21 protein-coding genes and 2 CRISPR repeat arrays are annotated in these 26,611 nt (G+C 52.4%); of the genes, 10 read left to right on the forward strand and 11 right to left on the reverse strand.

All coding sequences use genetic code 11. From position 1 onward, the window contains the following. Nucleotides 1–155: 155 nt before the first annotated feature. Nucleotides 156–1,221: direct repeats of the CRISPR family, unit length 29 nt; unit sequence CGGTTCATCCCCGTACCTACGGGGAACAC. Between the two features lie 74 nt (nucleotides 1,222–1,295). The 9 genes from cas2e to agaR form a co-directional block, all read right to left on the reverse strand. Continuing rightward, nucleotides 1,296–1,595, reverse strand: a complete 300-nt coding sequence (gene cas2e / locus EA58_RS09825; RefSeq protein WP_036751912.1) for a type I-E CRISPR-associated endoribonuclease Cas2e — start codon at nucleotides 1,593–1,595, stop codon at nucleotides 1,296–1,298. 2 nt (nucleotides 1,596–1,597) lie between these two features. Next, the gene (cas1e, locus tag EA58_RS09830) at nucleotides 1,598–2,518 is read right to left on the reverse strand and encodes a type I-E CRISPR-associated endonuclease Cas1e (protein WP_036751915.1); all 921 of its coding nucleotides are present in this window, start codon (nucleotides 2,516–2,518) and stop codon (nucleotides 1,598–1,600) included. Between the two features lie 58 nt (nucleotides 2,519–2,576). Further along, on the reverse strand, nucleotides 2,577–3,275 hold the full coding sequence (cas6e, locus tag EA58_RS09835; RefSeq protein ID WP_036751918.1) for a type I-E CRISPR-associated protein Cas6/Cse3/CasE: 699 nt from the start codon (nucleotides 3,273–3,275) through the stop codon (nucleotides 2,577–2,579). Beyond that, nucleotides 3,262–4,083: a type I-E CRISPR-associated protein Cas5/CasD gene (gene cas5e / locus EA58_RS09840; protein WP_081819617.1), complete on the reverse strand. Its 822-nt coding sequence runs from the start codon at nucleotides 4,081–4,083 to the stop codon at nucleotides 3,262–3,264. The genes cas6e and cas5e overlap by 14 nt, the downstream gene beginning before the upstream one ends. A 12-nt stretch (nucleotides 4,084–4,095) precedes the next feature. After that, on the reverse strand, nucleotides 4,096–5,130 hold the full coding sequence (gene cas7e, locus EA58_RS09845; protein ID WP_036751921.1) for a type I-E CRISPR-associated protein Cas7/Cse4/CasC: 1,035 nt from the start codon (nucleotides 5,128–5,130) through the stop codon (nucleotides 4,096–4,098). Between the two features lie 25 nt (nucleotides 5,131–5,155). Further along, on the reverse strand, nucleotides 5,156–5,716 hold the full coding sequence (gene casB, locus EA58_RS09850; RefSeq protein WP_036751924.1) for a type I-E CRISPR-associated protein Cse2/CasB: 561 nt from the start codon (nucleotides 5,714–5,716) through the stop codon (nucleotides 5,156–5,158). After that, a complete protein-coding gene (casA, locus tag EA58_RS09855) occupies nucleotides 5,716–7,311 on the reverse strand; it encodes a type I-E CRISPR-associated protein Cse1/CasA (protein ID WP_036751927.1) in 1,596 nt (531 codons plus the stop codon). Before casA ends, casB begins: the two co-directional genes overlap by 1 nt. Continuing rightward, the gene (locus EA58_RS09860) at nucleotides 7,311–10,040 is read right to left on the reverse strand and encodes a CRISPR-associated helicase/endonuclease Cas3 (protein ID WP_036751930.1); all 2,730 of its coding nucleotides are present in this window, start codon (nucleotides 10,038–10,040) and stop codon (nucleotides 7,311–7,313) included. Before EA58_RS09860 ends, casA begins: the two co-directional genes overlap by 1 nt. 385 nt (nucleotides 10,041–10,425) lie before the next feature. Then, nucleotides 10,426–11,308: direct repeats of the CRISPR family, unit length 29 nt; unit sequence CGGTTCATCCCCGTACTCACGGGGAACAC. Nucleotides 11,309–11,442: 134 nt separating this feature from the next. Beyond that, entirely contained in the window at nucleotides 11,443–12,219 is a 777-nt protein-coding gene (gene agaR, locus EA58_RS09865) for a transcriptional repressor AgaR (RefSeq protein WP_051642001.1), read from the reverse strand. A 338-nt stretch (nucleotides 12,220–12,557) separates the two neighbouring features. On the opposite strand from agaR, the gene kbaZ reads away from it, so the two are divergent. From kbaZ to EA58_RS09905, 8 genes are all read left to right on the forward strand, one after another. Beyond that, the gene (kbaZ, locus tag EA58_RS09870) at nucleotides 12,558–13,850 is read left to right on the forward strand and encodes a tagatose-bisphosphate aldolase subunit KbaZ (RefSeq protein WP_036751935.1); all 1,293 of its coding nucleotides are present in this window, start codon (nucleotides 12,558–12,560) and stop codon (nucleotides 13,848–13,850) included. Between the two features lie 7 nt (nucleotides 13,851–13,857). Then, nucleotides 13,858–15,021, forward strand: a complete 1,164-nt coding sequence (locus EA58_RS09875; protein ID WP_412177941.1) for an SIS domain-containing protein — start codon at nucleotides 13,858–13,860, stop codon at nucleotides 15,019–15,021. 17 nt (nucleotides 15,022–15,038) lie between these two features. Continuing rightward, nucleotides 15,039–15,512 (forward strand): PTS N-acetylgalactosamine transporter subunit IIB, encoded by a 474-nt coding sequence (agaV, locus tag EA58_RS09880; protein WP_036751939.1) that lies wholly within the window; start codon nucleotides 15,039–15,041, stop codon nucleotides 15,510–15,512. 36 nt (nucleotides 15,513–15,548) lie between these two features. Continuing rightward, entirely contained in the window at nucleotides 15,549–16,319 is a 771-nt protein-coding gene (gene agaW, locus EA58_RS09885) for a PTS N-acetylgalactosamine transporter subunit IIC (RefSeq protein WP_036751942.1), read from the forward strand. Continuing rightward, on the forward strand, nucleotides 16,309–17,166 hold the full coding sequence (gene agaE / locus EA58_RS09890; protein ID WP_036751944.1) for a PTS N-acetylgalactosamine transporter subunit IID: 858 nt from the start codon (nucleotides 16,309–16,311) through the stop codon (nucleotides 17,164–17,166). The genes agaW and agaE overlap by 11 nt, the downstream gene beginning before the upstream one ends. A 60-nt stretch (nucleotides 17,167–17,226) precedes the next feature. Beyond that, nucleotides 17,227–17,661, forward strand: coding sequence for a PTS galactosamine/N-acetylgalactosamine transporter subunit IIA (agaF, locus tag EA58_RS09895; protein ID WP_036751946.1), 435 nt, complete (start codon nucleotides 17,227–17,229; stop codon nucleotides 17,659–17,661). Between the two features lies 1 nt (nucleotide 17,662). Beyond that, nucleotides 17,663–18,820 (forward strand): N-acetylglucosamine-6-phosphate deacetylase, encoded by a 1,158-nt coding sequence (nagA, locus tag EA58_RS09900; protein WP_036751947.1) that lies wholly within the window; start codon nucleotides 17,663–17,665, stop codon nucleotides 18,818–18,820. Between the two features lie 82 nt (nucleotides 18,821–18,902). Beyond that, nucleotides 18,903–19,757, forward strand: a complete 855-nt coding sequence (locus tag EA58_RS09905) for a tagatose bisphosphate family class II aldolase (protein WP_036751949.1) — start codon at nucleotides 18,903–18,905, stop codon at nucleotides 19,755–19,757. Here the strand turns inward: EA58_RS09905 and EA58_RS09910 are convergent. Beyond that, nucleotides 19,754–19,936: a hypothetical protein gene (locus tag EA58_RS09910; protein WP_036751952.1), complete on the reverse strand. Its 183-nt coding sequence runs from the start codon at nucleotides 19,934–19,936 to the stop codon at nucleotides 19,754–19,756. The genes EA58_RS09905 and EA58_RS09910 overlap by 4 nt on opposite strands. A gap of 159 nt (nucleotides 19,937–20,095) precedes the next feature. Here EA58_RS09910 and EA58_RS20880 point away from each other — a divergent pair, with 159 nt between their 5' ends. Together EA58_RS20880 and EA58_RS09925 are read left to right on the forward strand one after the other, a co-directional pair. Continuing rightward, nucleotides 20,096–23,857, forward strand: coding sequence for a discoidin domain-containing protein (locus tag EA58_RS20880; RefSeq protein ID WP_051642002.1), 3,762 nt, complete (start codon nucleotides 20,096–20,098; stop codon nucleotides 23,855–23,857). 581 nt (nucleotides 23,858–24,438) lie between these two features. Next, nucleotides 24,439–26,085 carry a methyl-accepting chemotaxis protein gene (locus tag EA58_RS09925; RefSeq protein ID WP_036751958.1) on the forward strand — a complete coding sequence of 549 codons (1,647 nt, stop codon included), beginning with the start codon at nucleotides 24,439–24,441 and terminating at the stop codon, nucleotides 26,083–26,085. Nucleotides 26,086–26,422: 337 nt separating this feature from the next. Here EA58_RS09925 and EA58_RS21980 read toward each other — a convergent pair. Next, a partial coding sequence (locus EA58_RS21980) for a hypothetical protein (protein ID WP_235199590.1) occupies nucleotides 26,423–26,611 on the reverse strand: 189 nt, incomplete at its 5' end.

Raw genomic sequence — 26,611 nt, forward strand, 5'->3', positions numbered from 1 at the left:
ACTGGATCCCCGCCTTCGCGAGATAACAGAAGGAAGCGGGATAACAGGAAGAAGCGGTTACCCTTTCGCCAAGTCTTTTGACCTTCAAGGTGTGATCAAGAGACAGGTATGTACGGGGAACACATTCCTTATTGCTGAGAGTAGGATTCAATCCACGGTTCATCCCCGTACCTACGGGGAACACCTGACATTTCACCTGCGTGATCAAACACCGAGCGGTTCATCCCCGTACCTACGGGGAACACTTAGCGTCCGGGAATTCGAAACCGGTCGTTTTCGGTTCATCCCCGTACCTACGGGGAACACGAGAAAGCTCTGCATTGTTTGCGATTTCGATGCGGTTCATCCCCGTACCTACGGGGAACACTGTCAACACAGTATGCATCAGGCGGTACTCTACGGTTCATCCCCGTACCTACGGGGAACACGTTCTGGTCGTAGTACATCCAGTTGTGTTTGGCGGTTCATCCCCGTACCTACGGGGAACACAAAGGCGTTGTCGTGGTCAATGCCGCCCCGCTCGGTTCATCCCCGTACCTACGGGGAACACTCTGCAATGGCATTGCTCAAGGCCAGCGAAGGCGGTTCATCCCCGTACCTACGGGGAACACCAGATGTGATTTCGTTAGCCATCTATTTACACCGGTTCATCCCCGTACCTACGGGGAACACTTTACCAATGAGGTCAAGATCACCGAGGATATCGGTTCATCCCCGTACCTACGGGGAACACATTCTGAACAAAACCGACACCATTGGATGATTCGGTTCATCCCCGTACCTACGGGGAACACCCAATTGCACATTCTGTTCCAGTAATTACTTCCGGTTCATCCCCGTACCTACGGGGAACACCCACACGGTATGGCATCGTTCCTCATCTCCTCCGGTTCATCCCCGTACCTACGGGGAACACTGTTCCACCTACGTGAGGGTTAGTGTGGAATTCGGTTCATCCCCGTACCTACGGGGAACACTTTGAAGAATCCGAAGCACTGTCAGCAGTATACGATTCATCCCCGTACCTACGGGGAACACGACAGGAAAGTGAAAACCCTATCTAAAATCGACGGTTCATCCCCGTACCTACGGGGAACACATAGACGCAGCGCGCCCGAGAGGGTATTATTACGGTTCATCCCCGTACCTACGGGGAACACCCACTATGTTTCGGACTGCAACTTGATGATGGCGGTTCATCCCCGTACCTACGGGGAACACTCTAAATGTAGATCATTGTTCTAAAAGGTGTTTTTACACCTCGAAAATTCTACCAAACTTTTCACCCCCGAAAACTACGCATCTGGTGCATCAACCGGCTTGAAAAGTACGAGGCGTAAGCCATCGATATCAACGGGTTCACGGCGATTTTCGCCGTAGGTCTGAAAGTCAAATCCTGATTCGGTATTGGTGGCCCAGCTCATCACGACATTGCCGTCTTCAGCCAGCTCCGTCACCTGTTCCCAAATCATTTCACGCACCCGTCGTGACACATCGCCCACATACACACCGGCACGCACTTCTAACAACCAGACGGCCAGTCGTCCCCGCAATCTGGGCGGCACCGCTTCCGTCACGACCACCAGCATACTCATGGCTATTTACTCCTGTGTCCGGCATCACCAATCGACTTCGGCTCAGGAATCGCTGGCGGCTGTGCATCGTCCGGCGGCAGCGGTGGTTCTATTTCCCCGGCGCTCAGCACTTCCTCAATCAACGGAATCAGCCGCTTCAGCACTTTGTCGGAGCGGAAGAGTTCACGGCAGGCCAGTCGAACCTCCCGATCCGGCGATCGGGGTTGCTTCGCAGCAATCTTGAAGGCAATCGGCACCACGGTCTCAAACTTCAGAATGTCGGCGATATCGTATACAAAGGACAGCGGCTTCCCGGTATGAATAAAGCCAATCGCCGGAGCATAACCGGCGGCCAGAATCGCCGCTTCCGTCACACCATACAGACAAGACGTCGCCGCACTGATGCATTGGTTGACCACATCACCTCTGGCCCAGTCGTTCGGATCGTAATTGCGGCCTTTCCAGTCGACACCATATTGTTTGGCCAAAATTTGATAAGTCTGACGCACGCGGGAACCTTCAATCCCGCGCAACTGTTCCACACTGCGCCGTTCCGGAGCCGATTCGCCAAACCGTAGTTCAAACATTTTCCGCACGACTTTCAGTCGCAGATCCGAATCCAGAGCCAGTTGTGCCTGATAAAGTAAGCGGTCACTTCTTGCACCACCCGGCTGTCCGACGGAATACAAGCGGACACCCGCTTCCCCCACCCAAATCAGCAAGGTGCCGGTTGTCGCGGCCAGTTTGACGGCAGCATGGCTGATCCGCGTGCCCGGCTCCAGCATGATACATACTATCGAGCCGACCGGAATGTGCATCCGTTCGCCATTGACGTCATCGATCACCACAAAAGCCCCGTCACGCACATCAATGCGACCCATCCCGACAAAAATCATCGAATTGCGATCTTTAATCGGGATCGGTTTCAGCGGAATAAAAGCCATTTCACCTCCCTGTCAAAACACAGGGCCATGATTCTCATGGCCCTGCCTGAATGACCGTTTAAATGGAGCGGATCAGCATTAACCCGCACCCCATCCCTTTGGTGCGGCCAAAGCCCTGCGCATACTGAGCCAGGAAACGTTCCGGGTCTGTCACCGTCAGGATGCCCTGAAAATCAACGCTGGAGAACTGAACCGGACGGCCGGATTTTTTGTGACCTTTATGCTGGGTATAGCGCTCAATCTCCGGCAAAACATCCAACTGAATGCCCCAGACGGCTAAGCGTTTTTCATCACAGATCCACTGCTGCGCGGCCTCATGCATGAGTGCTTTTGCTGCTTCCCGTCCGGCTTTCCCAGACGGCCTTGTCTGAGGTTCGGTCTGATGTTTCAGCTGATGTTTTGCATGCATCATCACATCATGACGGCGACTTTTACCATGTTCGTCCGTCACACAAATGGTCGGGTTCACCCGCAGCTTGAAGGCCAGCCGCTGTCCGGTGTGAATCTGAGGGGCAAACGCTTTGGTCTGCACCTGAAAAACCGGCAGATCCTGCGTGGGCGCAATCTGAGACAGCACATAGAATTCAGGTCGTCCGCCCGGCCCGATTTCTTCCCGGAACAGGAAAGGCCGATCGCTTGCATGTGTAAAGAGCTGCCACAACATCTGATGGCCAGAGTAAGCATCATTGCCGCCGAACCGGGCAAACAACGCCGCAGCCTGTCCCGACGAAGCCAGCGTTACTTTAGACAGATACATGACCATCCTCCTTCCCTGTTTCTTCAGAGCCATGCAATTCAGAGCCAGTCGCTTCTGACGAACGGGTTTCAGAAACCGACAACTGATATTGGGTTCGCTGCCGGAACTGCCAGCGCTGGCGATGAACCGGTTCATCCCACGGGTGCACCGTCAGCACACGCTTGTCATCAATCGCGTCCTTATCCCCTTCCCAGAAATAAGTTACCCGGCCGGTATGACCCAGCCAGAGTGCATCACTTTTCTCTGAACCGGTCAGTGCCGGAAATGACGTGTCCAACGCATCTTTCAGCGACAGATTTTCGACAATCTGAGGCTTCAGCGGTAACGCTGGCGGGCAAGATTTTCGCCCCAGACACAGTGTAAACACTGGCTTCAGTAAAGCCGCCTGCAACTGAGCCAGACTAAAGCCGGTCTCGTCAGCGCTTGCCTCATCAGTGAGCGATACCGCAACAATCCACAGCCCGTCACAGCGGTAATCCCGGCTTGACAACACGGTTTTGAGGTTGTCTTCGCTGAGTTCACTTTTCCGGGTGCGGTGCACAACCTTATTGTTCTGTGGAGGCACCTGCGCCGTCTGGTAATCCCGCATCAGCGTGCTGGGCATGGTCTGTTTGACCGCCACTTCAACACTGTGCTGCAAAGCTTTCAGCCCGGCTTCATCATCACGCCGGATCCCCAACGCCGCGCCCAGCAGGCCAAGAATCGCTGAGCGGGTCGGCTGCACCCCAGTCGGACGGTCACCGCCGACCGCGGCCTGTCCCCAGCTCGCCAGCGGGCCGTATAAGCGAAAAACCAAATAGTTCTTCATCCTGCCTCCGGTTTATTCCGCCACGAAACTCAGCAGTTCAACCAGTGAACCTTCACCGGTAAAGGCATTCAGCGAATAGCGGGCATCTGCGCACGGGTCATAGACATCATCAAATTTCTTCACCTGATCCTGCAGGGCTTTCACGGAAGCCTCTCCCTGATCATCGTCTTGCACCGGCTTGAGGAAAGCGACCGACAACTGACGTGGCTGCTGTTCCCCTTTCTCTGCCAGCACAAAACTGGCATAGGCACGCGACGCAAAGCTGTTTTGTTTGCCGGTTGGCGATACCTTCACCGCAGATTCGGTCAGCGCGCGAATCGCCCGGTTCGCCAGTGCTTCATCACCGCCCAGATTTTCAACCAACAGCGTTTTGTTAATGCAGATATAACTGTAGAACAACGCGGCAGCGAAGCCTTGCTCACCGATGTGCGCTGAACCGGCATCGGCTTTACCGCTGTTCAAATCATCCACTGCGGTAAAGTAATCATCTTCAACCACCACGCTGTGCACACTGATCGCATGGGCGACCTGACAGGCGGCCTCGACATTAAACGCCGGGCTGGACGCCAGCATCCGGCCAAAGAGCGCAATATCAACAGCAGTCTGCTCGGTTTTCAGCAAATCCAGCTCTGATTTTTCCGGCGCACGGTTTTCAGCCGCCAGCACCGCAGCCAGCGACAAGGCCGCATCCTGTTCTGCCGGGCTGATGTGTGCCAGTTGCTCAATCTCCAGTGAATCTTTTTTCCCTTTCCCAAACACATTCGCAATGTCAATCGCCCACGCTTTGGCGTCTTTTTCTTTCACGCCACCCACCGTCAGGGCTTCAAAAATCTGATGACCGAATCGTTTCGTGCGAATGCCCAGTTCTCCCTGCATCGCCTGCTCAAACAGATCAGAGGTGCGCCAGTGACGCTTCAGACTTTGCGAACTGACCCGCAGGCGATCAAACCCGCCCATTTTGGCTGTTTTCGGACGACCCAGATCATCGCGGTTCAGGTTAGATGGCGCATAAGAGGTCAGCAGGTGTAACTGAATAAATTGGCTCATGATGTAGTCCCTTTCTGAATTTAATTTATTTGGCCGAGACGGCGCGGTAATAGTCCATTGCCCATTTCACACTGATGCGTTTATCTGCCTGACGCGGCCGAAAACCCGTATGCTCCCGGTACCAGTGATCGATATCTTCCGCGAGTTTGATTACGGACACCTGACCGCCCACCTGCTGCAAGATCCGGCGCAGACGACGTAAAAACTCATCCGGTGTTTTAGCACTCTGCAACTGAGCAAAACGCAGTTCGCTCACCACGGATTTATCCCCTTCAGCTTTCAAGCCTGCCGCTGTGGCAAGATTGATGCCGGTATCTGTTTTTACATGCACCAAAGCCGCAGCAATAGTCGCCCAGCATTCATAAGATGCCGCGTTCTCTGACGCCTGAATGTCTTCCGGCAACCGTTGCCAGAGCGCCCGAAAACCGGGTGACATCATGGCTGCATCGGCTGACTCACATCGCTTGAGCTGTGCCTTCTGACCACTGGGAGCCGGCGCAATACCCTTTTCCTGAAGCTGTGCGGGTGACAGATACATGCTCTGCCACCAGCGATGCACAACATTTTTTGTAGTGTCATCCATCATCAAACGGTCTCCTTGTTAAATTCGATGTGATGATCCGTGATAAAACGTTTGATTTCTTTCCCACCAAATAACCAGCCCGCTAACGCCCGACGAGCCTGAATCCGTTTGGCCATGGAACGTTCATTACCCAGTTCCGACAGTGCATAATCGTCAAACAAGTCCAGACAAATCCGGCGCAAGGTCAGCAACCAGTCTTTTGCCTGTGGCGGTGATAAATCAGATTCATCCTGCGCAGCGTTTTCCACCATCTGCTGAACCGCGGTATAAAAAGCCGATTCACTCTGTTGCCAGAACGCCAGATCAATAAAGGCTGTGTCACCTTTAGCCTCACCGGGTTTATCAAACCAGGCCGATTTGATCTGTGTGCGGCATTGCCAGAGCGCATTAGATGCCAGGTTTTGCAGTATTTTCACCTGCTGAACCAGATCAGCCTGCTGTTCCGGTTCGAGTGAGAACAAAGGCAACACGCTGGAATACCAGCCACGGGCTTTCATGTTGTCCATGTCGTAACCAAAGGCCCACAGCCGCGGGTAATCTCCCGTCATCTCCCGACAGTCGTACCCTAAGCCATAAAAATGGCTGACGACCCCGGCACAATGCAGCCCTTCCTGATCACTGCTGAGTGCCAGACTGTCCCAGATTTTATAAGTAATGCCGCCCGGCTGACCTTTTACGGACAAGTGCTCTTCATCTGGCTTTTTCGGGTTGGATTTATAAGGCGTGAGCGGGTGCGACCACGTGCCGCTGTAGTTCCCGCCATAGTTTTGCGTGCGGTAGACAGATACTGTTTGTGCCGCAGATTCACCGGAAATCTGACAGATTGAGGTTTTCTCTTCGACGTCCAGCCGGATCCGCCTTGGCATCGCCCAGTACATATGAAGCGGATGCACATCGTGCTCGTAAATTTCGCTGCCTTTTTTCTCACTGGTGCAGGTTGGCGCCAGCCAGGGAAATACCGAGCCATCGTGCAAGTCCGGTTCGTTGTAGCGCCGCATCTCGCGATTGATCACATTAAGCCACAGCATCTGCCACAGTGTTGCAGATGCCTGTGCCGGCATGATCAAGGTGGTGAGCGGACCGCCGCCACGCAGCCCGACCCGGTGCCCGACGCCACCGGCCGGTGCATTGATCTGCAAGGTAAACAGAGCCAGTGCCGCCATTTCCAGCGACATCACCTCACCCACACCGCGTTTCACAAAATGGTCAGTATTGTCCTTAAGACCTTTCGCTCCCGGCGCTTCAATCAAGAGTCCGGCCACTGTGGTTGGCTTGGCGCTTTCCAGCAGGTCAAAATCCTGCATAAACAGCGGGCCATCCCCGGTCACGTTGAATGCGTGAGCAACCTTGTCAAACGCCTGTTGCAAAGTCTCAGCATCGGGCGGCGCTTGAAAAAATTCTTCCCACTGTTCATGATCTTCCGGTGCAAAGACGGTTTGCAGCAGCCCGATGGCAAACTGATACGCAGCCCCCTGAAAATCTGCCCTTGGCAAAGCAAAATCCACCACATCAGGTGCACAAATCGCCGTGATGGGAAGACTCTTTGAACTGCCATCCTGAAGCCTGAATGGCAGCCATGTATCGTGAACTAAGTTCATCACACCTCCTGTGTCTGACGTTCACAAAAACCTGTTGTTGCGTGATAAGTAAAATTCGGGTCTTGCTCCGGCAGCCAGACCGTCATGAATTGAATCTGCCGGTAGCGCTGTTGCAGCGCTTCTACGGCAGGTTGCAGATGCTCGGGCACCGGTGCCAGTTTGTCGGCATAGGTCGCTTTTGCCACTTTGACGGTGCTGAGGGCGATGGCAAAGCGATCGTCATCCACCCAGGGAACCAGTGTTCCTTCAGACGTTTCCCGGACAAGCAGCACCTCAACCGTTTCCCTGTCGCTGTAGCGGGTACTGATGTCCGATTGATCCTCTTGCCAGTCTTTTGCGCTACCGTCACAGTAACCATATTGCTGCCAGTCAATCAGCACAGATTTTGCCTTCGCACTAATGCCTCGCGCTTTCGCATAATGCTCGTCTTCCATGAGTTGCATGGATGGCGGAATCTGTGCCAGCGATGCGTCACTGTAAACCGCTTCAATCAGCTCACGAGCTTCAGTCGGCATACGAATCGCGCCCAACTGACGCAGCTTGCGTAACCCCAGCCATAAGCGGCCGGGCGATCGATACACAAACTGGGTTTGCTGAAAATCCCGGCTCAGCCAGTCAGCCTCCGGTGTGTCGTCCCAGACCGGGGCATGGAGATAAAGCACGGGTGGCTGCCGGGCATCATCGCAGTCTTTCTGATACTCACCCGATGCATTCCGGGTATGACGATGCAAGCGCCCGGTGCGCTGAATCAGGTCATCAATCGGGCAAAGATCGGAGATCATCACGTCGGCATCGGCGTCTAAACTTTCCTGAAACACCTGGGTGGCAATCAACACTTTGCCCCGGCGATCAGCCGTTTTGGCTTTTTTGCCAAACGTTGCCAGCACCAGATCTTCTTTCACCTTGCGATCGGCCAGCACAAAGCGGCTGTGGAACAACAGACAGTCGTCCGGATTCGCCATTCGGCTGCGCACCGCTTCAAACGCTTCCAGTGCATCATTCACCGTATTGCGCACCCACACCACACACTGCCCGGCCTCGACGGCACGAAACAGGGTTTGCAGGCATTCATCAAAACTTGTCCGATGAACAACGGTCACTTCCCGGCTCACCGAAGCGCGGCTTGCCAGTGCTTGCTCCGCCACAGGCGCTTCCGGGTCTGCCGTGATGTACGTCGCCAGCGGAAAGTCAGTGCTCCGCAATGGCCGGCTAGGCAGTTCAGCCGCTTTCAGCCAGACATTGCTCAGGCGCTGACGCTGCTTTTGTGACAACGTCGCCGTCAGCAAAATCACCGAACCGCCCTGATGAAAATGCAGCGCCAGCAGGCTTTCCAGCAGTTCGAACATGTATTCATCGGCGGCATGGACTTCATCAAAGATCAGGATTTTCCGGTTCAGCCCCAGTAAACGCAGCGACTGATGACGCCGGGGCAATACAGCCAGCAACGCCTGATCAATGGTACCGACACCGACCGGTGCCAACAGGGCTTTCTTGCGAGAATCCGCCAGCCACTGGTTACACTGCGCAGTGGCTGTATGATCGCGGCGATCATAGTCGGCATCAGCCGGGCCAGAAACCAACACCGCATCCCGGAAGCGTTCGTTCATCTCCCGTGCACCGTGTGCCAGTACAATACTGGGTTGCTGACCCTCTTCCAGTGCCAGCATTTGAAGGTAGTGATCGGCAACCCGATCGAACATGGCGTTAGATGTTGCCATCGTCGGCAAACCAAAATAGAAACCATCGGCCACGCCTGACTGCATCAGGCGATGGGTCAACGTGAGTGCCGCTTCCGTTTTCCCGGCACCGGTGACATCTTCTAAAATAAAAAGCTGTGGCGTCTGGCTAATGGGGACTGTTTCAGCCCACGCCTGTAAAGGCGTTGGGTCAAAATGAAAAAGATCGTGGACAGAAGTGAAAGGCCGTACTTGAGGCTGCTGATTTAGATCGGTATTGGCGAGTGCTTTTTGCGCTCGGGATAATGCCTCTGGCCAGTAATTACTCAGTGGCATCGAGTCATCACAGTATTTGAAAAAGTTCTGATCAGAACCAATCCAGTCGGCCAGTACGGCCAGTCCGGCGAACTGCCAGCTCACTTGTTCTAAGCGTCGGCGCCATGTTTTGGACAGTAATTTTTCCAGCGGCAAAGCCGGTTGAAACAGTGCGATGACATCCAGCATGAACTGATGTGCATCATCCAGATTATGTGGTTCGGTAAAGCGTTTGATGGTGCGCGTTTCCTGATGACTCACAGGCTGTCCATGATGGCCCAGTACACAGTCCATCAGGATCATCAGCGTACCTGCGGCCCGTTTTATTTCGTTTGGCGCACAGGCTGTCTCACCGAATAAACCTGCCGTGATGTCCTTTTTGCGCTCCTCCCAGAAGTACAACCCCATCCGGTCATGACGAAACGCTTTGCCGTCATAACCTTTGGCTTTTTTCGGATCCTGCATCGCTTTATAGCCAGCAGGAGAGAGCTGCTGAAATGCCGCTGCGAATTTGCCCAGATCGTGCAGTGCCAGACAAAAAGTCCAGAGGTCACGTAATTGTTCAGGCGTGATCTCCAGAAAATCGGCTAAATCTCGTGTGAGCGGCTTGTCCGGATCCATCAACAGGTAACCGACCGCGGCAACATCCAGACAGTGGTACGGCAGTAAATGATAATCTGCACCGGGCTGTTTCGGATCGCGTTTGGCTTTTCCCCAGTACTGAAAATAAGTTGGCATCACCGTATCCCTTCTGGCTGAGCATGGCATATCCCTGAACGGTTGTTGTACAGCAACCTGATTTAGAAACAAACACATCCTGCTGGTTAGCCTTCCCGGTTCAACAACCCACAGCGCACTATATAAATGAAATCAGATGAATACTGTGACCCAAACGGGAATGTCGTTGGAATCGAATCGAGCGACTTCAAGTTCTGCGAAGATTAGTGCCTGCCTTTGCAGAGAGACAGTTGCTTTGAGGTGGGTACGCCCGAGTTGTGTGAAATGCTTTCAATCATGAATATCAATCTATAAACACCATTCCGTGCAGGCAGGAAGCCGATGGTGTTCATCACAGCGCGTACGGGGAACACCAATCATGTCTTCGGTGGGTCCGTCAGGTTGTCGGTTCATCCCCGTACTCACGGGGAACACATCACCAATCGCCATATGGAGGTTATTGAACTCGGTTCATCCCCGTACTCACGGGGAACACGCCCATTCAGTCCCACTGATCGGCGGGGTTCTCGGTTCATCCCCGTACTCACGGGGAACACTATTCGGGGCGAGAATCCTGTTTGAGGCGTATCGGTTCATCCCCGTACTCACGGGGAACACAGATCGGCATATTCCCGCATAGACTCGTTTGCCGGTTCATCCCCGTACTCACGGGGAACACGTATTGGTAAAAATACCTACACATGCTCATTATGGTTCATCCCCGTACTCACGGGGAACACTGGGTTGGCGGCTATCAACTCTAATTAAAGGGCGGTTCATCCCCGTACTCACGGGGAACACATGCGCCGCCTTTACCACATAGATAGAGCGCCCGGTTCATCCCCGTACTCACGGGGAACACCTGTTTAAGTTCGCGGGATCGGAGGTCGCCCCCGGTTCATCCCCGTACTCACGGGGAACACTTAAAACTAGTCAATGTTCAATTAAAAGACACCGGTTCATCCCCGTACTCACGGGGAACACGCTTGATTGCCCGTTTTGAGTAGCATTATTGCCGGTTCATCCCCGTACTCACGGGGAACACAGGTGCGTCATGATTGGCGCATATTCAGATAGCGGTTCATCCCCGTACTCACGGGGAACACTAATGAGTCTTGAGGCCCGTCCCTTTTGTGGTCGGTTCATCCCCGTACTCACGGGGAACACGGCCTTGCCGTCGGCGCACTGCTGGGCGGTTTCGGTTCATCCCCGTACTCACGGGGAACACTGCAACAAAAACTGAGCATGTTAACAACAACCAGGTTCATCCCCGTACTCACGGGGAACACTCTAAATATAGACCACTGTTTTATATCGGAAAATTTTACCGGATCAAATCTACCAACAATTTCAGCATTGAAAACTACCTTTTACACAACACTGTCGGTAGTCTTCAATGACTGGTTCAAAACCCGGCATTCGCTCAGGCATCCACCAGAATGACGTCAATTCCAGCTTTACGCAGCCCTTCAAGATAACGTTCCGGAATGGCTTTGTCCGTAATCACTTTATGCACTTTACCCGGCTCCAGAATTTTGTGCAGGCTGATACGGCCAAATTTACTCGCATCCGTCACCACAATAATTTCGTCGGCCACTTCACACATCCGGCGGTTCAATCGGGCTTCATTTTCATTGTGGGTTGTGATGCCTTTATTCAGGTCAAATCCATCTACCGCAAGAAACAATTTGTTGAAATGATAATTGTCCAGTGCGTGTTCAGCCTGACTGCCATAAAAAGACATGGATTTACGACGTAAATGTCCCCCCAGTACAATCACTTCCACACCTTCGGCATCCACCAGCGTATTGGCAACATTCAGACCATTGGTCAGCGCAATCACATTGTCATGATGAACCAAATGCGCCGCGATGCTGTTCGTTGTGGTTCCCGAATCAAGAATAATGGTGTCACCATCATTGACCATGGTTGCCGCCGCCTGACCGATCAGATCTTTCACGCTGCGGTACAGCTGCCTTTTATCTTCAATGGAATGTTCAGGTAACGGGACATCACTTTCATTCAGGAAGGCACCGCCATAGGAGCGGGTCGCCATCCCCTGCTTTTCAAGAAAGGCAAGGTCGTTGCGAATGGTAACGGTGGAGACGTTGAACAGTTCAGCCAGTTCAGCGACTTGTACGCTCCCTTGCCTCCTGAGCATACCCAAAGTCTGTTCGCGCCTTTCGCTCGTGCTTTTCATTCCTATATTCTTCTCTACCAATAAAGCATTGGTCCTGAGTATACGACTTCACCGGTTGAAAAGAAAGCTCACACCTTTTGTTTTCTTTCGTTTCCCTTGTGTTTAAACGTTCAAACAGGAACACCGCAAAGACGCATACGCCTCAGGAATCGAAACAGAAGCACAAATTCGCTATTTCCATTCCTTCCCATCTCGTTTCATGCTGAATTTGAGTGAGATCATAATTTCGTTTTGTTTCTATTTCCTTTCGATTTGTTTGCATGTAACCTGACCACGAAATAAATCGAAAGATGTATGGACGCATTTATTATCAATCAATCTCGTGATGGAGCGGGTTCATGGACATTTTGCTGGATCTGATTAAGAAGCATAAACGCGGAGACGCCGTCGGTATCTATTCTGTTTGTTCGGCACACCCATTTGTGATCGAAGCGGCGATTCGCCAAGCCCTGAAAGGCAACTCAGTCTTGCTGATTGAAGCAACTTCCAATCAGGTGGATCAATTCGGTGGCTACACCGGCATGACGCCTGAAGACTTTAAACAATTTGTTTGTTCGATCGCCCAAACACTCAATTTCCCACCCGAAAAACTGATTTTAGGTGGTGATCATCTGGGGCCAAACCGCTGGCAGAAGGAAGATGCCGACAGTGCCATGCGAAAAGCCGAAGCACAAATCGCAGCCTACGTTGCGGCAGGATTCAAGAAAATTCATCTGGATTGCAGCATGTCCTGCGCCGGTGATTCCGTCCCCCTCACCGATGAAACCGTTGCTGCCCGCGCTGCCCGTTTAGCTATCATCGCAGAACAAACCTGTATTGAAACCTTCGGCCACAGTGATCTGGTTTATGTCATTGGCACCGAAGTACCTGTCCCCGGTGGTGCGCACGAAGCACTGGATGAGCTGGCAGTCACCACGCCTGAAGCAGCCCGGCAAACCATTCATGCACACTGGGATGCATTCGCTAAAGTCGGTTTATCGCATATCCAGTCAAGAGTGATTGGTCTGGTGGTACAACCGGGCGTCGAATTCGATCATGTTGGTGTGATCGACTATCAACCAGAAAAAGCAGCACCGCTCAGCCAAATGGTTGAACAATATGACCATTTGATTTTTGAAGCGCATTCAACCGATTACCAGACGGAGCAGGCATACCAACAGTTAGTGCGCGATCACTTCGCCATTTTAAAAGTCGGCCCGGCACTGACCTTCGCGTTACGTGAAGCCTTGTTTTCTCTGGCCTGTATTGAAGAAGAACTCGTTGCTGCACGCCATTGTTCGGGCCTGCGTCAGGTTCTGGAACAAGCCATGCACGCTCAGCCGGAATACTGGCAGGGCTACTATCAGGGCGATGCCGCCATTCAGCGTCTGGCTCGCAGTTATAGCTACTCCGATCGGATCCGTTATTACTGGCCGGATGAAAAAGTTGGTGAAGGGCTGGATAAACTACTCAGCAACCTCAACGAAATGCCATTACCGCTGCCGCTGCTCAGCCAGTATTTTCCGGTGCAATATCAACGCATTCGTGAAGGCCGTCTGGCCAATCAGGCGCGCGAGCTGATCCTCGACAAGATCATGCAGGTCACTGAAGTCTACGCCACAGCCTGCCTCCCCCAACAGAACGCTGCCTAAAGAGAAAATTACGATGTATCTAGGTCATTCAATCCAAGCATTACAAGCCGCTGGTGGTGAAGCAACCGCGCGCGAAATCAGCCAGCAACCTCAAAGCTGGAAAAAAACACTGGCCAATGTCAGCGAACAACGTGCTCAGATCGAGGCCTTTCTGGCCCCATTACTGAGCCAGCCTGATCTGCGTATCGTCATGACGGGAGCCGGCACCTCTGCTTTTGCCGGCCGCGCCTTGGCCCCTTATCTGTCGGGCCAGACCCGTCGCCGTTTCGAGGCCATTGCCACCACAGATATCGTGACCGACCCGAACGAGTATTTAGCAGAGCGCTGTCCGACATTGCTGGTGTCGTTTGCCCGCTCAGGTTGCAGTCCAGAGAGTGTGGCCGCAGTCGAGCTGGCCAGTCAGTTGCTTCCCGAGTGCTACCACCTGGTCATTACCTGCAATCAGGAAGGCGATCTGTATCAGCGCAGCCTGACGGACGAACGCACCCTGGCATTACTGATGCCGGCAGAAACCAATGACCGCAGCTTTGCTATGACCAGCAGCCTGACCAGCATGATGCTGGCTTGCCTGGCTGTGTTCCATCCGGAACGTTTCACACTGGAATCTTTTTCCCGTGTGGCGGATGTCTGCGAGCGCATGCTGGATGAGCAACTGCATAAAATCACCGCACTGGCGAATGACGATTGCCAGCGTGTAATTTATCTGGGCAGCGGCAGTCTGCAAGGGATGGCGCAGGAATCTGCGCTGAAGTTACTGGAACTGACCGCAGGGAAGCTTCTGGTCAGTTTCGATTCACCGGTCGGTTTCCGTCATGGTCCGAAATCAGTCATCGACGATGCCAGCCTGGTCGTAGTGTTCATCTCCAACGACCCGTACACCCGTCGCTACGATTTGGATCTGCTCACCGAACTGCGCAAAGACGGTCAGGCACGCCGGGTCATTGCCATTGCTGATCAGCCTGATCCGGTGATCAGTCTCGGTGAACATCTGCTCCTCCCCGCCACACTCCATGCAAATGATGCGGAACTGTGTTTCCCCTATCTGCTTGTGGCACAAATTTATGCCTTCAGCCGCTCGCTGAACCTGACAATCAGTCCTGATAATCCGTGTCCGAGCGGTGAAGTGAACCGCGTGGTTCAGGGTGTCACGATTTATCCATTTCAAAATTAATCTAGAGGGAACGAAACATGCCAAATATTGTGTTGAGCCGTATTGATGAGCGCCTGGTACACGGCCAGGTGGGTGTGCAATGGGTCGGCTTTGCCGACGCCAACCTCATCATCGTTGCCAACGATGAAGTCGCGGGCGATGAAATCCAGCAGAACCTGATGGAAATGGTGATTGCTGACGGCATTGGCATCCGATTTTGGACGCTGCAAAAAGTCATCGACACCATCCATAAAGCCGCCGACCGGCAAAAAATTCTGATCGTGGCGAAAAACCCAACCGACTTCCTCACGCTGGTTGAAGGTGGCGTGCCAATCAGCCAACTGAATGTCGGCAACATGCACTATGTCGACGGCAAAAACCAAATCCATAAAACCGTCTCGGTTGATGAAAAGGATATTCAAAGCTTCCACGCACTGAAACAACGCGGCGTGAACTGTACGGTACAGGGCGTCCCTACCGAGCCTGCAACTGACATTTTCACGCTGCTGTAAAACGACCCGACAAATAACAAAAAAAGGAACTGAAAGATGGAAATAGGATTAGTACAAGCGTTAATGCTGGGGATCCTGGCATTTTTCGCCGGACTGGATCTCTTCAATGGGTTAACCCACTTTCACCGACCTGTGGTCCTGGGCCCGCTGGTGGGTCTGATTCTCGGCGACTTGCAAACCGGGATTCTGGTGGGCGGTACACTGGAACTGGTCTGGATGGGTCTGGCACCGCTGGCTGGTGCTCAGCCGCCAAACGTCATTATCGGCACCATCGTCGGTGCAACCTTTGCGATCTCTTCGGGTGTAGAAGCTGAAGTGGCTGTCGGGGTCGCCGTTCCCTTTGCAGTTGCCGTACAAATGGGGATCACCTTCCTGTTCTCTGCCATGGCACCCATGATGTCGAAATGTGACCAAATGGCCGATAACGCAGACACCCAAGGCATCGAAAGGGTCAACTACTTTGCACTGGCTGTGCTGGGCACCTTCTACTTCCTGTGGGCCTTCCTGCCAATCTATCTGGGTGCAGAGCACGCCAAAGTAGCAGTTGAAGCCTTGCCGAAAACCCTGATCGATGGTCTGGGTGTTGCCGGAGGCATCATGCCAGCCATTGGTTTTGCCGTTCTGATGAAAATCATGATGAAAAATGCCTACATCCCTTACTTCATTCTGGGTTTTGTCGGCGCAGCCTGGCTGGAACTGCCTGTTCTGGCGATTGCCGCTGCGGCATTGGCGATGGCACTGATTGACTTTATGCGTAAAAGCGAGCCTGCACAGGTAAAACAAGAGGAACTTGAAGATGGGATCTAACAAGAATATTGACCTGAGCCAAGTACAGGAAGTCGCTGCAGACGAGTATCAGGACAAAACGATGGGTGCAGAACTGACGAAATCTGACATCAACAAAATGGCATGGCGTTCACTGCTGCTGCAAGCCTCGTTTAACTTTGAACGGATGCAGGCATCTGGCTGGCTGTACGGTTTGCTGCCGGGACTGAAAAAGATCCACACCAACAAAGCGGATCTGGCTAAGTCAATGAAAGGACACATGGGCTTTTTCAATACCCACCCTTTCCTGGTGACCTTCGTGATGGGCATCATTCTGGCCATGGAACGTTCCAAGCAAAACGTCAGCAGTATCCAGAGCACCAAAATTGCTGTGGGTGCGCCGTTGGGCGGGATCGGCGATGCCATGTTCTGGCTCACCCTGTTGCCGATTTGCGGTGGCATCGGTGCCGACCTCGCGCTGCAAGGATCCATTCTGGGTGCCGTGGTCTTCTTCCTGCTGTTTAACGTGGTCCACTTCGGCCTGCGTTTCGGTCTGGCTCACTACGCCTATCGCATGGGGGTTGCCGCAATCCCACTGATTAAGGCCAATACCAAAAAGGTCAGCCACGCTGCGTCGATTGTTGGCATGACGGTGATTGGTGCGCTAGTTGCAACCTATGTTCGTTTGGGCACCACGCTGGAAATTACTGCCGGTGATGCGGTGGTGAAAGTTCAGGAAGGGGTGATTGACAAGCTGATGCCTGCCTTCCTGCCACTGATGTACACCCTGGCGATGTACGCACTGGTGAAACGCGGCTGGAGCCCAATCCGCCTGATCGTCATCACGGTCGTCCTGGGGATTGCCGGTAAGTTTGCCGGATTCCTGTAAACCCTGAGTTCAACCGGGCCGCTCCGGCGGCCCATCCCCTTGCAACGGAGAGAAGTAGTTATGTTAGGTGTGATTATTAGCGGTCACGGCGCTTTTGCCAGCGGTATGGAAGCCGCCATGCTGCAAATACTGGGTGAACAGGAACAAGTGATTGCCATCGACTTTCCGCCAGAGTCCACCACCCAGTTGCTGGAACAGCAATTCAAAACAGCACTGGAGCAGGTCGATACCGGTGAAGGCGTGGTGTTCATCACCGACTTGCTGGGCGGCAGCCCTTTTCGGGTGGCTTCCACGCTGATCATGGGCCGAAATGATGCCGAAGTGGTCACTGGCGCAAATTTGCAGTTGATCCTCGAAATGATGATGGAGCGTGATGAACTCAACGCGACTGAGTTCAGAGAACAAGCGCTGGTATGTGGTCATCGCGGGATGACCAGCCTGGCAGATGAACTGGCGAAAAAATCACGCCCCGAAAGCGACGACGAGGGCATTTAAGATGAAAACTGCTCAGCCAATCCGGGCACGCCGCCTGCTGACAGAATCAGGCTGGCTGGCGCATACCGCAGTTTATATTGAACAGGGCCGTATCACAGCCATTGAACCGATCAATGCGGTGGATGATTCTGCACAGTGGGATGCTGACATTCTGATCCCGGCCCTGATCGACACCCACGTGCATGGTGGTGCCGGCGCAGATGTGATGGATGGCAGTCATGAAGCACTGGAGACCCTCTCGCAGTATCTGGCCAGCCAGGGCGTCGGCGCTTTTCTGGCAACCACAGTCACCGCTCCCATGTCTGATATTGAAGTGGCACTGCGTCAGGTTGTGCGCTCTCAGGCACAAGGGGTCAGCGGTGCCGAATTGCTGGGCAGTTATCTTGAAGGCCCTTATTTCACGCCCGAGAACAAAGGGGCTCACCCGGAATCGCTGTTTCGTGACCCAACTCCGGAAGAATTAGATCACCTGATTACCGTGAGTAAAGGCAGCCTGAGGGTGGTCGCACTGGCACCGGAAAACCCAAAGGCCCTGACCGCCATCCGTTACCTGAAATCACGCGGGGTCAACGTGATGCTCGGTCACACCAACGCCGATTACGACACCACCCGCGCGGCACTTGATGCCGGAGCCAATGGTCTGGTGCACTGCTTTAACGGGATGAAAGGCGTGCACCACCGCGAACCCGGCACGGTCGGTGCCGGACTGAGCCATGACACCGCAGCGATAGAACTGATTGCCGACGGTCACCATGTCCACCCGGCCGTGATGAACATTTGCTGCCGGTGCGCCCCGGATCGTCTGGTTTTAATCAGCGATGCCATGCGTGCCGCCGGTATGCCAGATGGCCAGTACCAGCTGGGCGAAATGCAGGTCACCATGAAAGACGGTGTTGTCCGAACTGCCGTCGGCGGACTGGCAGGCAGCACCTTGTCTCTGAGCCGTGCCATCAAAACCATGGTCAATGACGTGGGTCAGCCCCTGGAAAAAGCCGTGGAAATGGCCTCGCTCATTCCGGCTCGTTTATTAGGGATCGACGACCGGCTCGGCAGTATCGCAACCGGCAAATCTGCCAGTTTTGTTGCGCTGAATCACGACTACCAAGTCATGGCGACCTGGGTCAATGGCCGTCAGGTCTGGTCTGCCTCGGCGTCGTGAAGGGCCTTACAACGAATTCGTTTCAACATGTTTTTCTTTTTCAGTTAACGCGGTAGTCAGCCTGCCGCAAGGAGCTTGCTTTATGTACCTGATTTCTTCTCATGAAATGCTGAAAGATGCTCAGCGCAATGGCTATGCGGTGCCTGCGTTTAATATCCACAACCTGGAAACCGTTCAGGTCGTGGTCGAAACTGCGGCGAAATTACGTTCTCCGGTGATCCTTGCAGGTACACCCGGAACCTATAAACACGCCGGGGTGGAATACCTGATCTCCATTTGTCAGTCCGCAGCGAAGAAACATCGCCTGCCTCTGGTGATGCATCTGGATCATCATGAAGACAACACTGATATCCGAAACAAGATCGAAGCAGGCATTCGTTCTGCCATGATTGATGCGTCACACTATCCGTTCGAAGAAAATATCGCGCGCGTCAAAACTGTGGTGGATTTCTGCCACAAACTCGGCGTGAGTGTCGAAGCTGAACTGGGACTACTCGGCGGTCAGGAAGATGACCTGATCATTGATGAAGCAGATGCTCAACTCACCGACCCGGCCTCAGCGAAAGAGTTTGCAGAACGCACCGGCATTGATTCTCTGGCCGTCGCGATTGGTACGGCTCACGGCTTGTATAAGTCAGAACCAAAACTGGATTTCGCTCGTCTGGCTGCGATCCGCGAATGCGTGGATATTCCGCTGGTGCTACACGGCGCTTCCGGTATTGCCGATGCGGATGTCCGTCAATGTATTGAATTAGGTGTCTGTAAAGTCAATGTGGCAACCGAACTGAAAATTGCCTTCTCGGATGCCATGAAACAATACCTGGCCCAACATCCGGATGCCAACGACCCGCGTCAGTACCTGGTCCCCGGTATGGATGCCATGCGGGCTATCGTTGAAGACAAAATTCGGGTCTGTGGCAGCGCAAACAGAATTTAAGTTTTCGTGTTGATGTGGTTTTTCCGAGTCGTCATCGCATTATGATGCGACTGTTGTCCGGTTCCAGGCTTTGCCGGGAAACCTAGCCCCCAGCTGTCCACTCTGCTGGAGACCCCGCCATCGCTCTTGCTGTCAGCACAACCTTTACCGTCCTTCTCAGGGCGGTTTTTTTGTGTCATCTTTTACACTTCCTTTCCTTTCTCTCCACCTGGGATTCTTATTTTTCCTTTCGATTTATTATCTTTGTGATCAGCAAGACAGCAATATTTTACCTTCATGCCAATATTTGCGCTTAAAACACGTACCCAAAACAAAACGAAAGATAGAGGAGAAAATCAATGACAACCAAAGGATTCAGACGACTGACACTGGCCGCGGCGATTAGCGCCGGTCTGGCAGGTCAGGCGTGGGCAGTTCCCTTAGGCAACCTGGATACTCAATCACTGATACAACAAAACCAAACCATCCATTTCGAAACGGTTGAGGGTGTGAAGGCGCGCGTTCATTTTGTCAATGACAGTACGTTTCGCATTCAAATCAGCAAAGATGGTCAGTTTCGTGATGAGAAAGTCGATGCTTTAAAAGACCAATGCTACAACTTCAACTGTAACCAACCGGGTTTTGACCGCGCTGCTTTACCCCAAATTATTACCGGTCATGATCAAGGGCCTGTCACCGTCAATGTCACGGATCTGGGCGAATATATCCTGCTGTCCACCCATCAGGTTGCGCTTCGCATTTATCCGTCACCACTCACTTTCGCCCTCTATAAAGCGGATAACCAAACACAATTATGGCAAGAACTCAGCCCGATTGATCTGGGCTCAGCCATTGATAATTTTGACCTGTCTGAGCTGAAACTGGATCGCGATGGTGTGAAAACCGTGCAAACCCTGTCCAGCAGTACAGATGAACACTTCTATGGCGGTGGCCAGCAAAACGGGGAGTTCGAATTTAACGGCAAACTGCTGAAAGCCTCTTATTCCGGCGGCTGGGAAGAGTTTGACCGTCCAAGCCCTGCCCCATTCTTTATGTCTGATAAAGGCTATGGTGTTGTACATAACACCTGGCGAAACGGCGCACATGACTTCCGCGCCATTGACCGCGCAGTTTCCAGTTACAACGAAGATCGCTTTGATGCTTATTACTTTGTCGGCGAAGGGCTGCCACAGTTAGTTGAACAATACACCGGCCTGACCGGACGCCCGCACCTGCTGCCTCGCTGGGCCTATTATCTGGGCGATGCCGACTGTTATAAAAACAAAAAAGGCGCCTACCCGACAGGTTGGCCGTCCGCGCCCGGCACAACCATGGATGTCGTGAATCAGGTTGCGGTGCCTTATCAAACCCATGACATGCCTGTTGGCTGGATTCTGCCAAACGACGGCTACGGTTGTGGCTACTCTAACCTCAAAGGTGTCGTGGACAATCTGGAAAGCTTAGGCATCAAAACCGGCCTGTGGACACAAAAGTCGCTCGATCAGATTGCTCAGGAAGTCCAGGACGGTGTCAAAGTCTATAAACTGGATGTCGCCTGGACTGGCCCCGGTAAACTTTACTCTCTGGCAGCCAATGACGATGCACACCAAGGACTGGTCAACAATTCCGATACCCGTGGCTTTGTCTGGACGGTGATGGGCTGGGCCGGGACTCAGCGTTATTCGGTCACCTGGACCGGCGATCAGGCCGCAAGCTGGGATTACATCCGCTGGCACATTCCAACCTTCATTGGCTCAGGCCTTTCGGGTCAGGCTTACGCCTCTTCGGATGTGAACGGCATCTTCGGCAACGGTGCAGAAACCTACACCCGGGATCTGCAATTTAAAGCCTTTACACCGGTGCTGATTTCAATGTCAGGCTGGGACAGCGGCGAACGCAAACATGCCTGGTGGCATGACGGCGGTATCAACGGTCAATCTTACCGGGATATCAACCGGGATTACCTGATGCTGAAATCCCAGCTGATGCCTTATCTGTACAACTATGCCTATGAAGCCGACCGCACTGGCGCCCCGATCGTTCGTGCCATGACCTGGGAGTTCCCGCAGGATGCGCAGCTGAAGAGCGAAGCATTCAAATATCAGTACATGTACGGTGAATCTCTGCTGGTAGCCCCGGTTTACGAGCCTATGTCCAAAAACAATGGCTGGTATAAAGACCTGTATCTGCCGGAAGGAACCTGGATTGATTTCTGGGACGGTACACGCACCGTAGCCCCCGCTGGCGGACAGGTCTTATCTCACTACCCGCTCACCATCGACAGAATGCCTGTACTGGTCCGTGCCGGAGCGATCATCCCAATGTATCAGGGAGCACGTTCCGATGCCCTGCAACCGAAAGATCACCTGATCCTGGATATTTACCCAAGCGGTGAATCCGCATTCACCCTGTTCGAAGATGATGGTGAAACCCGTGCCTATCAAGAGCAGAACGCTTATGCTGATACCCAGATTCGGGTGTCTGCGCCACAAGCCGGCACGCCGGGCGATATTCAGGTCTTCGTTGACCCTGCCGTTGTACATGGCGCTTATACCAACGAAATCACCCAGCGCAGCTATCATCTGCAAGTCCACTCACTGCTGGCGCCGCTGTCAGTCCGTGACGGCAGCAGCACACTGATTCAGTATCAGGATAAAGCCGCCTTTGATACGGCAACTGCCGGTTGGTTCTTCGATGCCAGTGATCGTCACGGTGTTGTTCACATCAAAGTGCCGCACCAGTCGGTCAGTCAGTTGCAGCAATTCACCCTTGATATCGATGAAAATGCGGTACAGCCTGAAACCCCGGCTTATCCGAAACCTGCCTTCACCACTGACTTTGATAAAGCCAATGTGAAAGTCCTGAAGAAACCGGCTGAGCAGTCACACGAACCCTTCAGCAATGCACTGGACGGCGACAGTGAAACGCTTTACCACTCACCATGGTGGCCGGCCGATGCATCCGAAAAAGCGCCTCAGGACTTTGTGCTGTATCTGGGTGACAGCTTCAATGTCAGTGGCTTTACCTACCTGCCTCGGAAAGACGCAGGCAACGGTACCATCACGAAATACCGCCTGTACCTGTCGAACAGCAATGGCAACTGGGGTGAACCGGTCGCAGAAGGGACCTGGCCTGCGGATAAAGAACTGAAAATTGCCCGCTTTGCCGCGCAAGAAGCCAGCTACCTGAAGTTTGAAGCCCTGGCAGGTACCGGCGATTTCGTCTCAGCCCGTGAGTTTGACCTGATTGCCACCAAAGCTCAGGCGCCACAACAAACCGTTGCGCTCACCACACAGATGACAACCACCAGCGGTCAGGTCGTCCAGGACGCCGCAGTAACCGGCTCTGCCATGCAAATGAATGGGTTGAGTTTTGCGGCTGGCCTTGGCACAGAAGCACCGTCATCGGTTCGTTTCAGCCTGGATGGCACCTGGACCCGCCTGAACGCAGATGTGGGTATTGACGACAGCTGTAAAGTCGCAGGGAATTCGGTTCGCGCCAGCATCTACACCGACGGCTTTAAAGCCTGGGAATATAATCTGGATGGCCCGACTGTTGTGAAACCCGATCTGAACTTGTTCGGCGTTCGCCAAATCGAACTGCGTACCGAAGACAGTGACGGTTACACACAGGGCGACTGTGTCAACTGGGCGAATATTCGTCTGACCGGACCTGAATCCGCGACGTTTAACGAGTTTGACAAGACGAAGATCAGTTATATTCAAAAGCCGAAATATCAGCCAAATCAAGGGATTGAAAAAGCCTTTGACGGCGATCCGGCCACCATGTACCACTCCCCCTGGTCACCGGTGGATGCCTCTGAAAAAGCACCACAGCAATTTGTGATTCAGTTAGGTGATCACTTCAGCGTCACAGGCTTTAGTTATTTAGCCCGCGCTGGGGCCGGCAATGGTGCCATTGGTGATTATCGCTTATCCCTGTCAATGGATAACCAGAACTGGACTCAGATTGCAACGGGCCGCTTCGAGCGTCACTCCGATGTGCAGCGGGTAAGTTTTGGTGCAACGGAAGCCCGTTACCTGAAGTTTGAAGCACTCTCAGGCGTGGGGGATTTTGTCTCCGCAGCAGAGTTTGATGTCTTCGGGACAAAAGTAAAATAAGCTGAACATTCGCTGTTCGATAAAAACCGGCTTCTGTCCTACAGGGGCCGGTTTTCTTTTTTCTATGAAACAGACAGAATAAAACATACCTGTCTGGAAAATTCTGCGAAATACCATCCTTTGCGGCCCCCAAATGTATCCATTACAGCAAGGAATATCTAAAAGAAGCCATACTCCAAACCGCTCAATTTGTTAACTTCAGCCAACTTCTCATTCTTTTTAAGAAAAAAATAATTGATTACCGGCAAATAAAACCCTCAGGACATATCAACTGAAATGAAGAAATGATAAAAATATCAAATCTTACATGAAGCAATACCGTGTTATTTACATTTTTAAAACAAATAAGCACCCATTGAAAAACAATTTCGGTTCAGACAAACACAGAAAGTAATGAATACGGTCATCAGCGTCAAACATACCGGACAACGCTGATGCACCGTCTGAACGACTGGATGATTTCCTTCGCCGAACCGAGATGAAAAAGAGCATTTCATCTGGCTCAGAAGGAATCAAAGTCATTCAACACTCACAGTGCATCATGGCAGCAAACCAATAAATACGACAAAAAAGAGAAAGTTATGTTTATCAATACATTAACGCTAAGAACCAAATTAATCCTGTCGGTATTACTCCCTTGTTTGATTTTATTGCTTGTAGGTATTTTAAGTTACCTGAGCATGTCACAGATTGGCGAACGTTCAGAACGCTTATATCTCAACACCGCCACACCCATGCGCGCAATGGCTGAAGCAGCCTCACGCATTCCGCGCATGCGGGTGGGAATTGATATGATGCTTTTTCAGGAAATTGAGGGGCTGAAAGATCAAAAAGGGGTTCTCAAACGCGTCAAAGAAACCCGTGAAGAAGATATCCCTGAGATGCGTGCCGCAATGGCACAGTCTGTTGCTGCACAGGTCAACCCTGAATTAAAGAGGGCCGCTGAAGCCCTGCAGCGAAACTTCGAGCAAATGGTTCAGAAAGAATTGAACCCGATGCTAAATGCGTTCGAAAAAGGGGACACATCAGAAGTTTATCGCTATTACCGTGAATATGCCGTCTCTTACGGCGTGATGCGTAAGCAAACGCATGAAATTTTGGATACCCTGCTCGCTCAGGCGCAACACTTAAATGAAGAAGCACAGCAAAGCTTTGATGATGGGCAACGCAATCTGATTTTGTTAATTGTTATTGCGCTCACCATCTCGTTCATCATTTCTTTTGTGATTATTCAAAATCTGAGATCCCGAGTGTCGACTTTGCAGGAAACAATCCAGACAGCAGAGAAAAATATGTCACTCAGTACTCGTATTGATCTCGGCGGTAACGATGAACTCACTGCGATCAGCGACACTCTGAACAACTTCTTTGCCAAGATTCACCATTCAGTTGAAGAGGTTGCACAGAGTTCACGAAATCTGGCAACCACGGCTCAGTCGGTTGCGACTACCGCACAGACAACCCAGAACAACTGCGTGACCCAGCGAGACAGAACCATTCAGGTGGCAACGGCCATCAACGAACTGGGGGCGACCGTCAATGAAATTGCCAACAATGCCGCGCAAGCCGCACACATTGCCAAAGAAGCCACGACACAGGCTCAGGACGGTACTCAGGTTGTCGAACACGCCAGAGAGAAAATGAATGAACTCAGCAGTGATCTGGGTGACACGACCGGCGTGATCGAGGCACTAGCAAGTCAAGTGACGGATATCAGTGTCATTTTGGATACTATCCGAAGCATTTCTGAACAAACCAACCTGCTGGCTTTGAATGCTGCCATTGAAGCCGCTCGTGCCGGTGAGCAAGGTCGTGGTTTTGCGGTCGTTGCCGATGAGGTCAGAAACCTGGCATCACGCTCTGCGAATTCAACAGAAGAAATTCAAGATGTCATCAACCGGCTGCAAAGCGAGTCAACTCGGGCCGTTGAGGCAATCTCTCAGGGACGTGAGCAAGGTGCAACTGTCGCCGACAACGCCAATCAGGCGACCGAATCACTGGTTCAGATTGTGTCGTATATCGATCAGATCAGCTCACAAAACATTCAGGTTGCAACCGCAACTGAAGAACAGTCATCTGTCGTACAGGAAATCAATCGCAACATTGAAGATATCAACCATTTAACCGCTGAAACTGCTGATATCGCAAACCAGCTCAATGTGTCCAGCGATCAGTTACAGGATCTCTCTGATCAGATGGCGAAGCTGGTGGGTCGATTCAAACTTTAAGTCTTTTAGAAGCATAAGTTATCTGATTTCCTGACTGGAAAAACATTTAGCCCGCATTGCCTTGCCATTGCGGGCTAAATTTTGTGCCAAATTCAACATTCACTTCCCCACTATGTGTTGCTCTGTGTTCCTCTCTCTTCGTGAAAACAATAAAGCTTCTACAAGAATAGATTGAATGATAAATACTTTTATTCATTCAAGAAACTTAACTGTGACGACACAGTATTTCACTTTACGCTCACATCGAAAGATACATAAGGAAATGATGATAGAAGAAATCATACTTGAGCAATGCGGACAGGTTTGCGGTAGTTCCAGCATTTTACATCCGGTGAAGTTACGATCCACCGGTCAGACCTGAATAAATCAAATCACTGGCCCATAGCCAAAGTGCGCAGCACTTTTCCTGGGATGCTGGATACAAAAAACCCGACGCTTTCGCATCGGGCTTCATGTTGTGGCGGACGGCTGGGGTCGCACACGACTGGGACTCGATGGTCCGGCATTCCGGCCCGCGACCAAAGTG

The sequence above is a fragment of the Photobacterium galatheae genome, assembly GCF_000695255.1.
In the GTDB taxonomy this organism is placed as follows: Bacteria; Pseudomonadota; Gammaproteobacteria; order Enterobacterales; family Vibrionaceae; genus Photobacterium; species Photobacterium galatheae.

Excerpts from the sequence above, each read along its gene's own strand:
- cas6e (WP_036751918.1), bottom strand. The coding sequence starts at position 3,275 with ATGTATCTGTCTAAAGTAACGCTGGCTTCGTCGGGACAGGCTGCGGCG.
- EA58_RS09905 (WP_036751949.1), top strand. The coding sequence starts at position 18,903 with ATGTACCTGATTTCTTCTCATGAAATGCTGAAAGATGCTCAGCGCAAT.
- casA (WP_036751927.1), bottom strand. The coding sequence starts at position 7,311 with ATGAACTTAGTTCACGATACATGGCTGCCATTCAGGCTTCAGGATGGC.
- kbaZ (WP_036751935.1), top strand. The coding sequence starts at position 12,558 with ATGGACATTTTGCTGGATCTGATTAAGAAGCATAAACGCGGAGACGCC.
- EA58_RS20880 (WP_051642002.1), top strand. The coding sequence starts at position 20,096 with ATGACAACCAAAGGATTCAGACGACTGACACTGGCCGCGGCGATTAGC.
- agaF (WP_036751946.1), top strand. The coding sequence starts at position 17,227 with ATGTTAGGTGTGATTATTAGCGGTCACGGCGCTTTTGCCAGCGGTATG.
- nagA (WP_036751947.1), top strand. The coding sequence starts at position 17,663 with ATGAAAACTGCTCAGCCAATCCGGGCACGCCGCCTGCTGACAGAATCA.
- EA58_RS09860 (WP_036751930.1), bottom strand. The coding sequence starts at position 10,040 with ATGCCAACTTATTTTCAGTACTGGGGAAAAGCCAAACGCGATCCGAAA.
- agaR (WP_051642001.1), bottom strand. The coding sequence starts at position 12,219 with ATGAAAAGCACGAGCGAAAGGCGCGAACAGACTTTGGGTATGCTCAGG.
- cas1e (WP_036751915.1), bottom strand. The coding sequence starts at position 2,518 with ATGGCTTTTATTCCGCTGAAACCGATCCCGATTAAAGATCGCAATTCG.
- cas7e (WP_036751921.1), bottom strand. The coding sequence starts at position 5,130 with ATGAGCCAATTTATTCAGTTACACCTGCTGACCTCTTATGCGCCATCT.
- agaE (WP_036751944.1), top strand. The coding sequence starts at position 16,309 with ATGGGATCTAACAAGAATATTGACCTGAGCCAAGTACAGGAAGTCGCT.
- EA58_RS09910 (WP_036751952.1), bottom strand. The coding sequence starts at position 19,936 with ATGACACAAAAAAACCGCCCTGAGAAGGACGGTAAAGGTTGTGCTGAC.
- agaV (WP_036751939.1), top strand. The coding sequence starts at position 15,039 with ATGCCAAATATTGTGTTGAGCCGTATTGATGAGCGCCTGGTACACGGC.
- casB (WP_036751924.1), bottom strand. The coding sequence starts at position 5,716 with ATGATGGATGACACTACAAAAAATGTTGTGCATCGCTGGTGGCAGAGC.
- EA58_RS09925 (WP_036751958.1), top strand. The coding sequence starts at position 24,439 with ATGTTTATCAATACATTAACGCTAAGAACCAAATTAATCCTGTCGGTA.
- agaW (WP_036751942.1), top strand. The coding sequence starts at position 15,549 with ATGGAAATAGGATTAGTACAAGCGTTAATGCTGGGGATCCTGGCATTT.
- cas5e (WP_081819617.1), bottom strand. The coding sequence starts at position 4,083 with ATGAAGAACTATTTGGTTTTTCGCTTATACGGCCCGCTGGCGAGCTGG.
- cas2e (WP_036751912.1), bottom strand. The coding sequence starts at position 1,595 with ATGAGTATGCTGGTGGTCGTGACGGAAGCGGTGCCGCCCAGATTGCGG.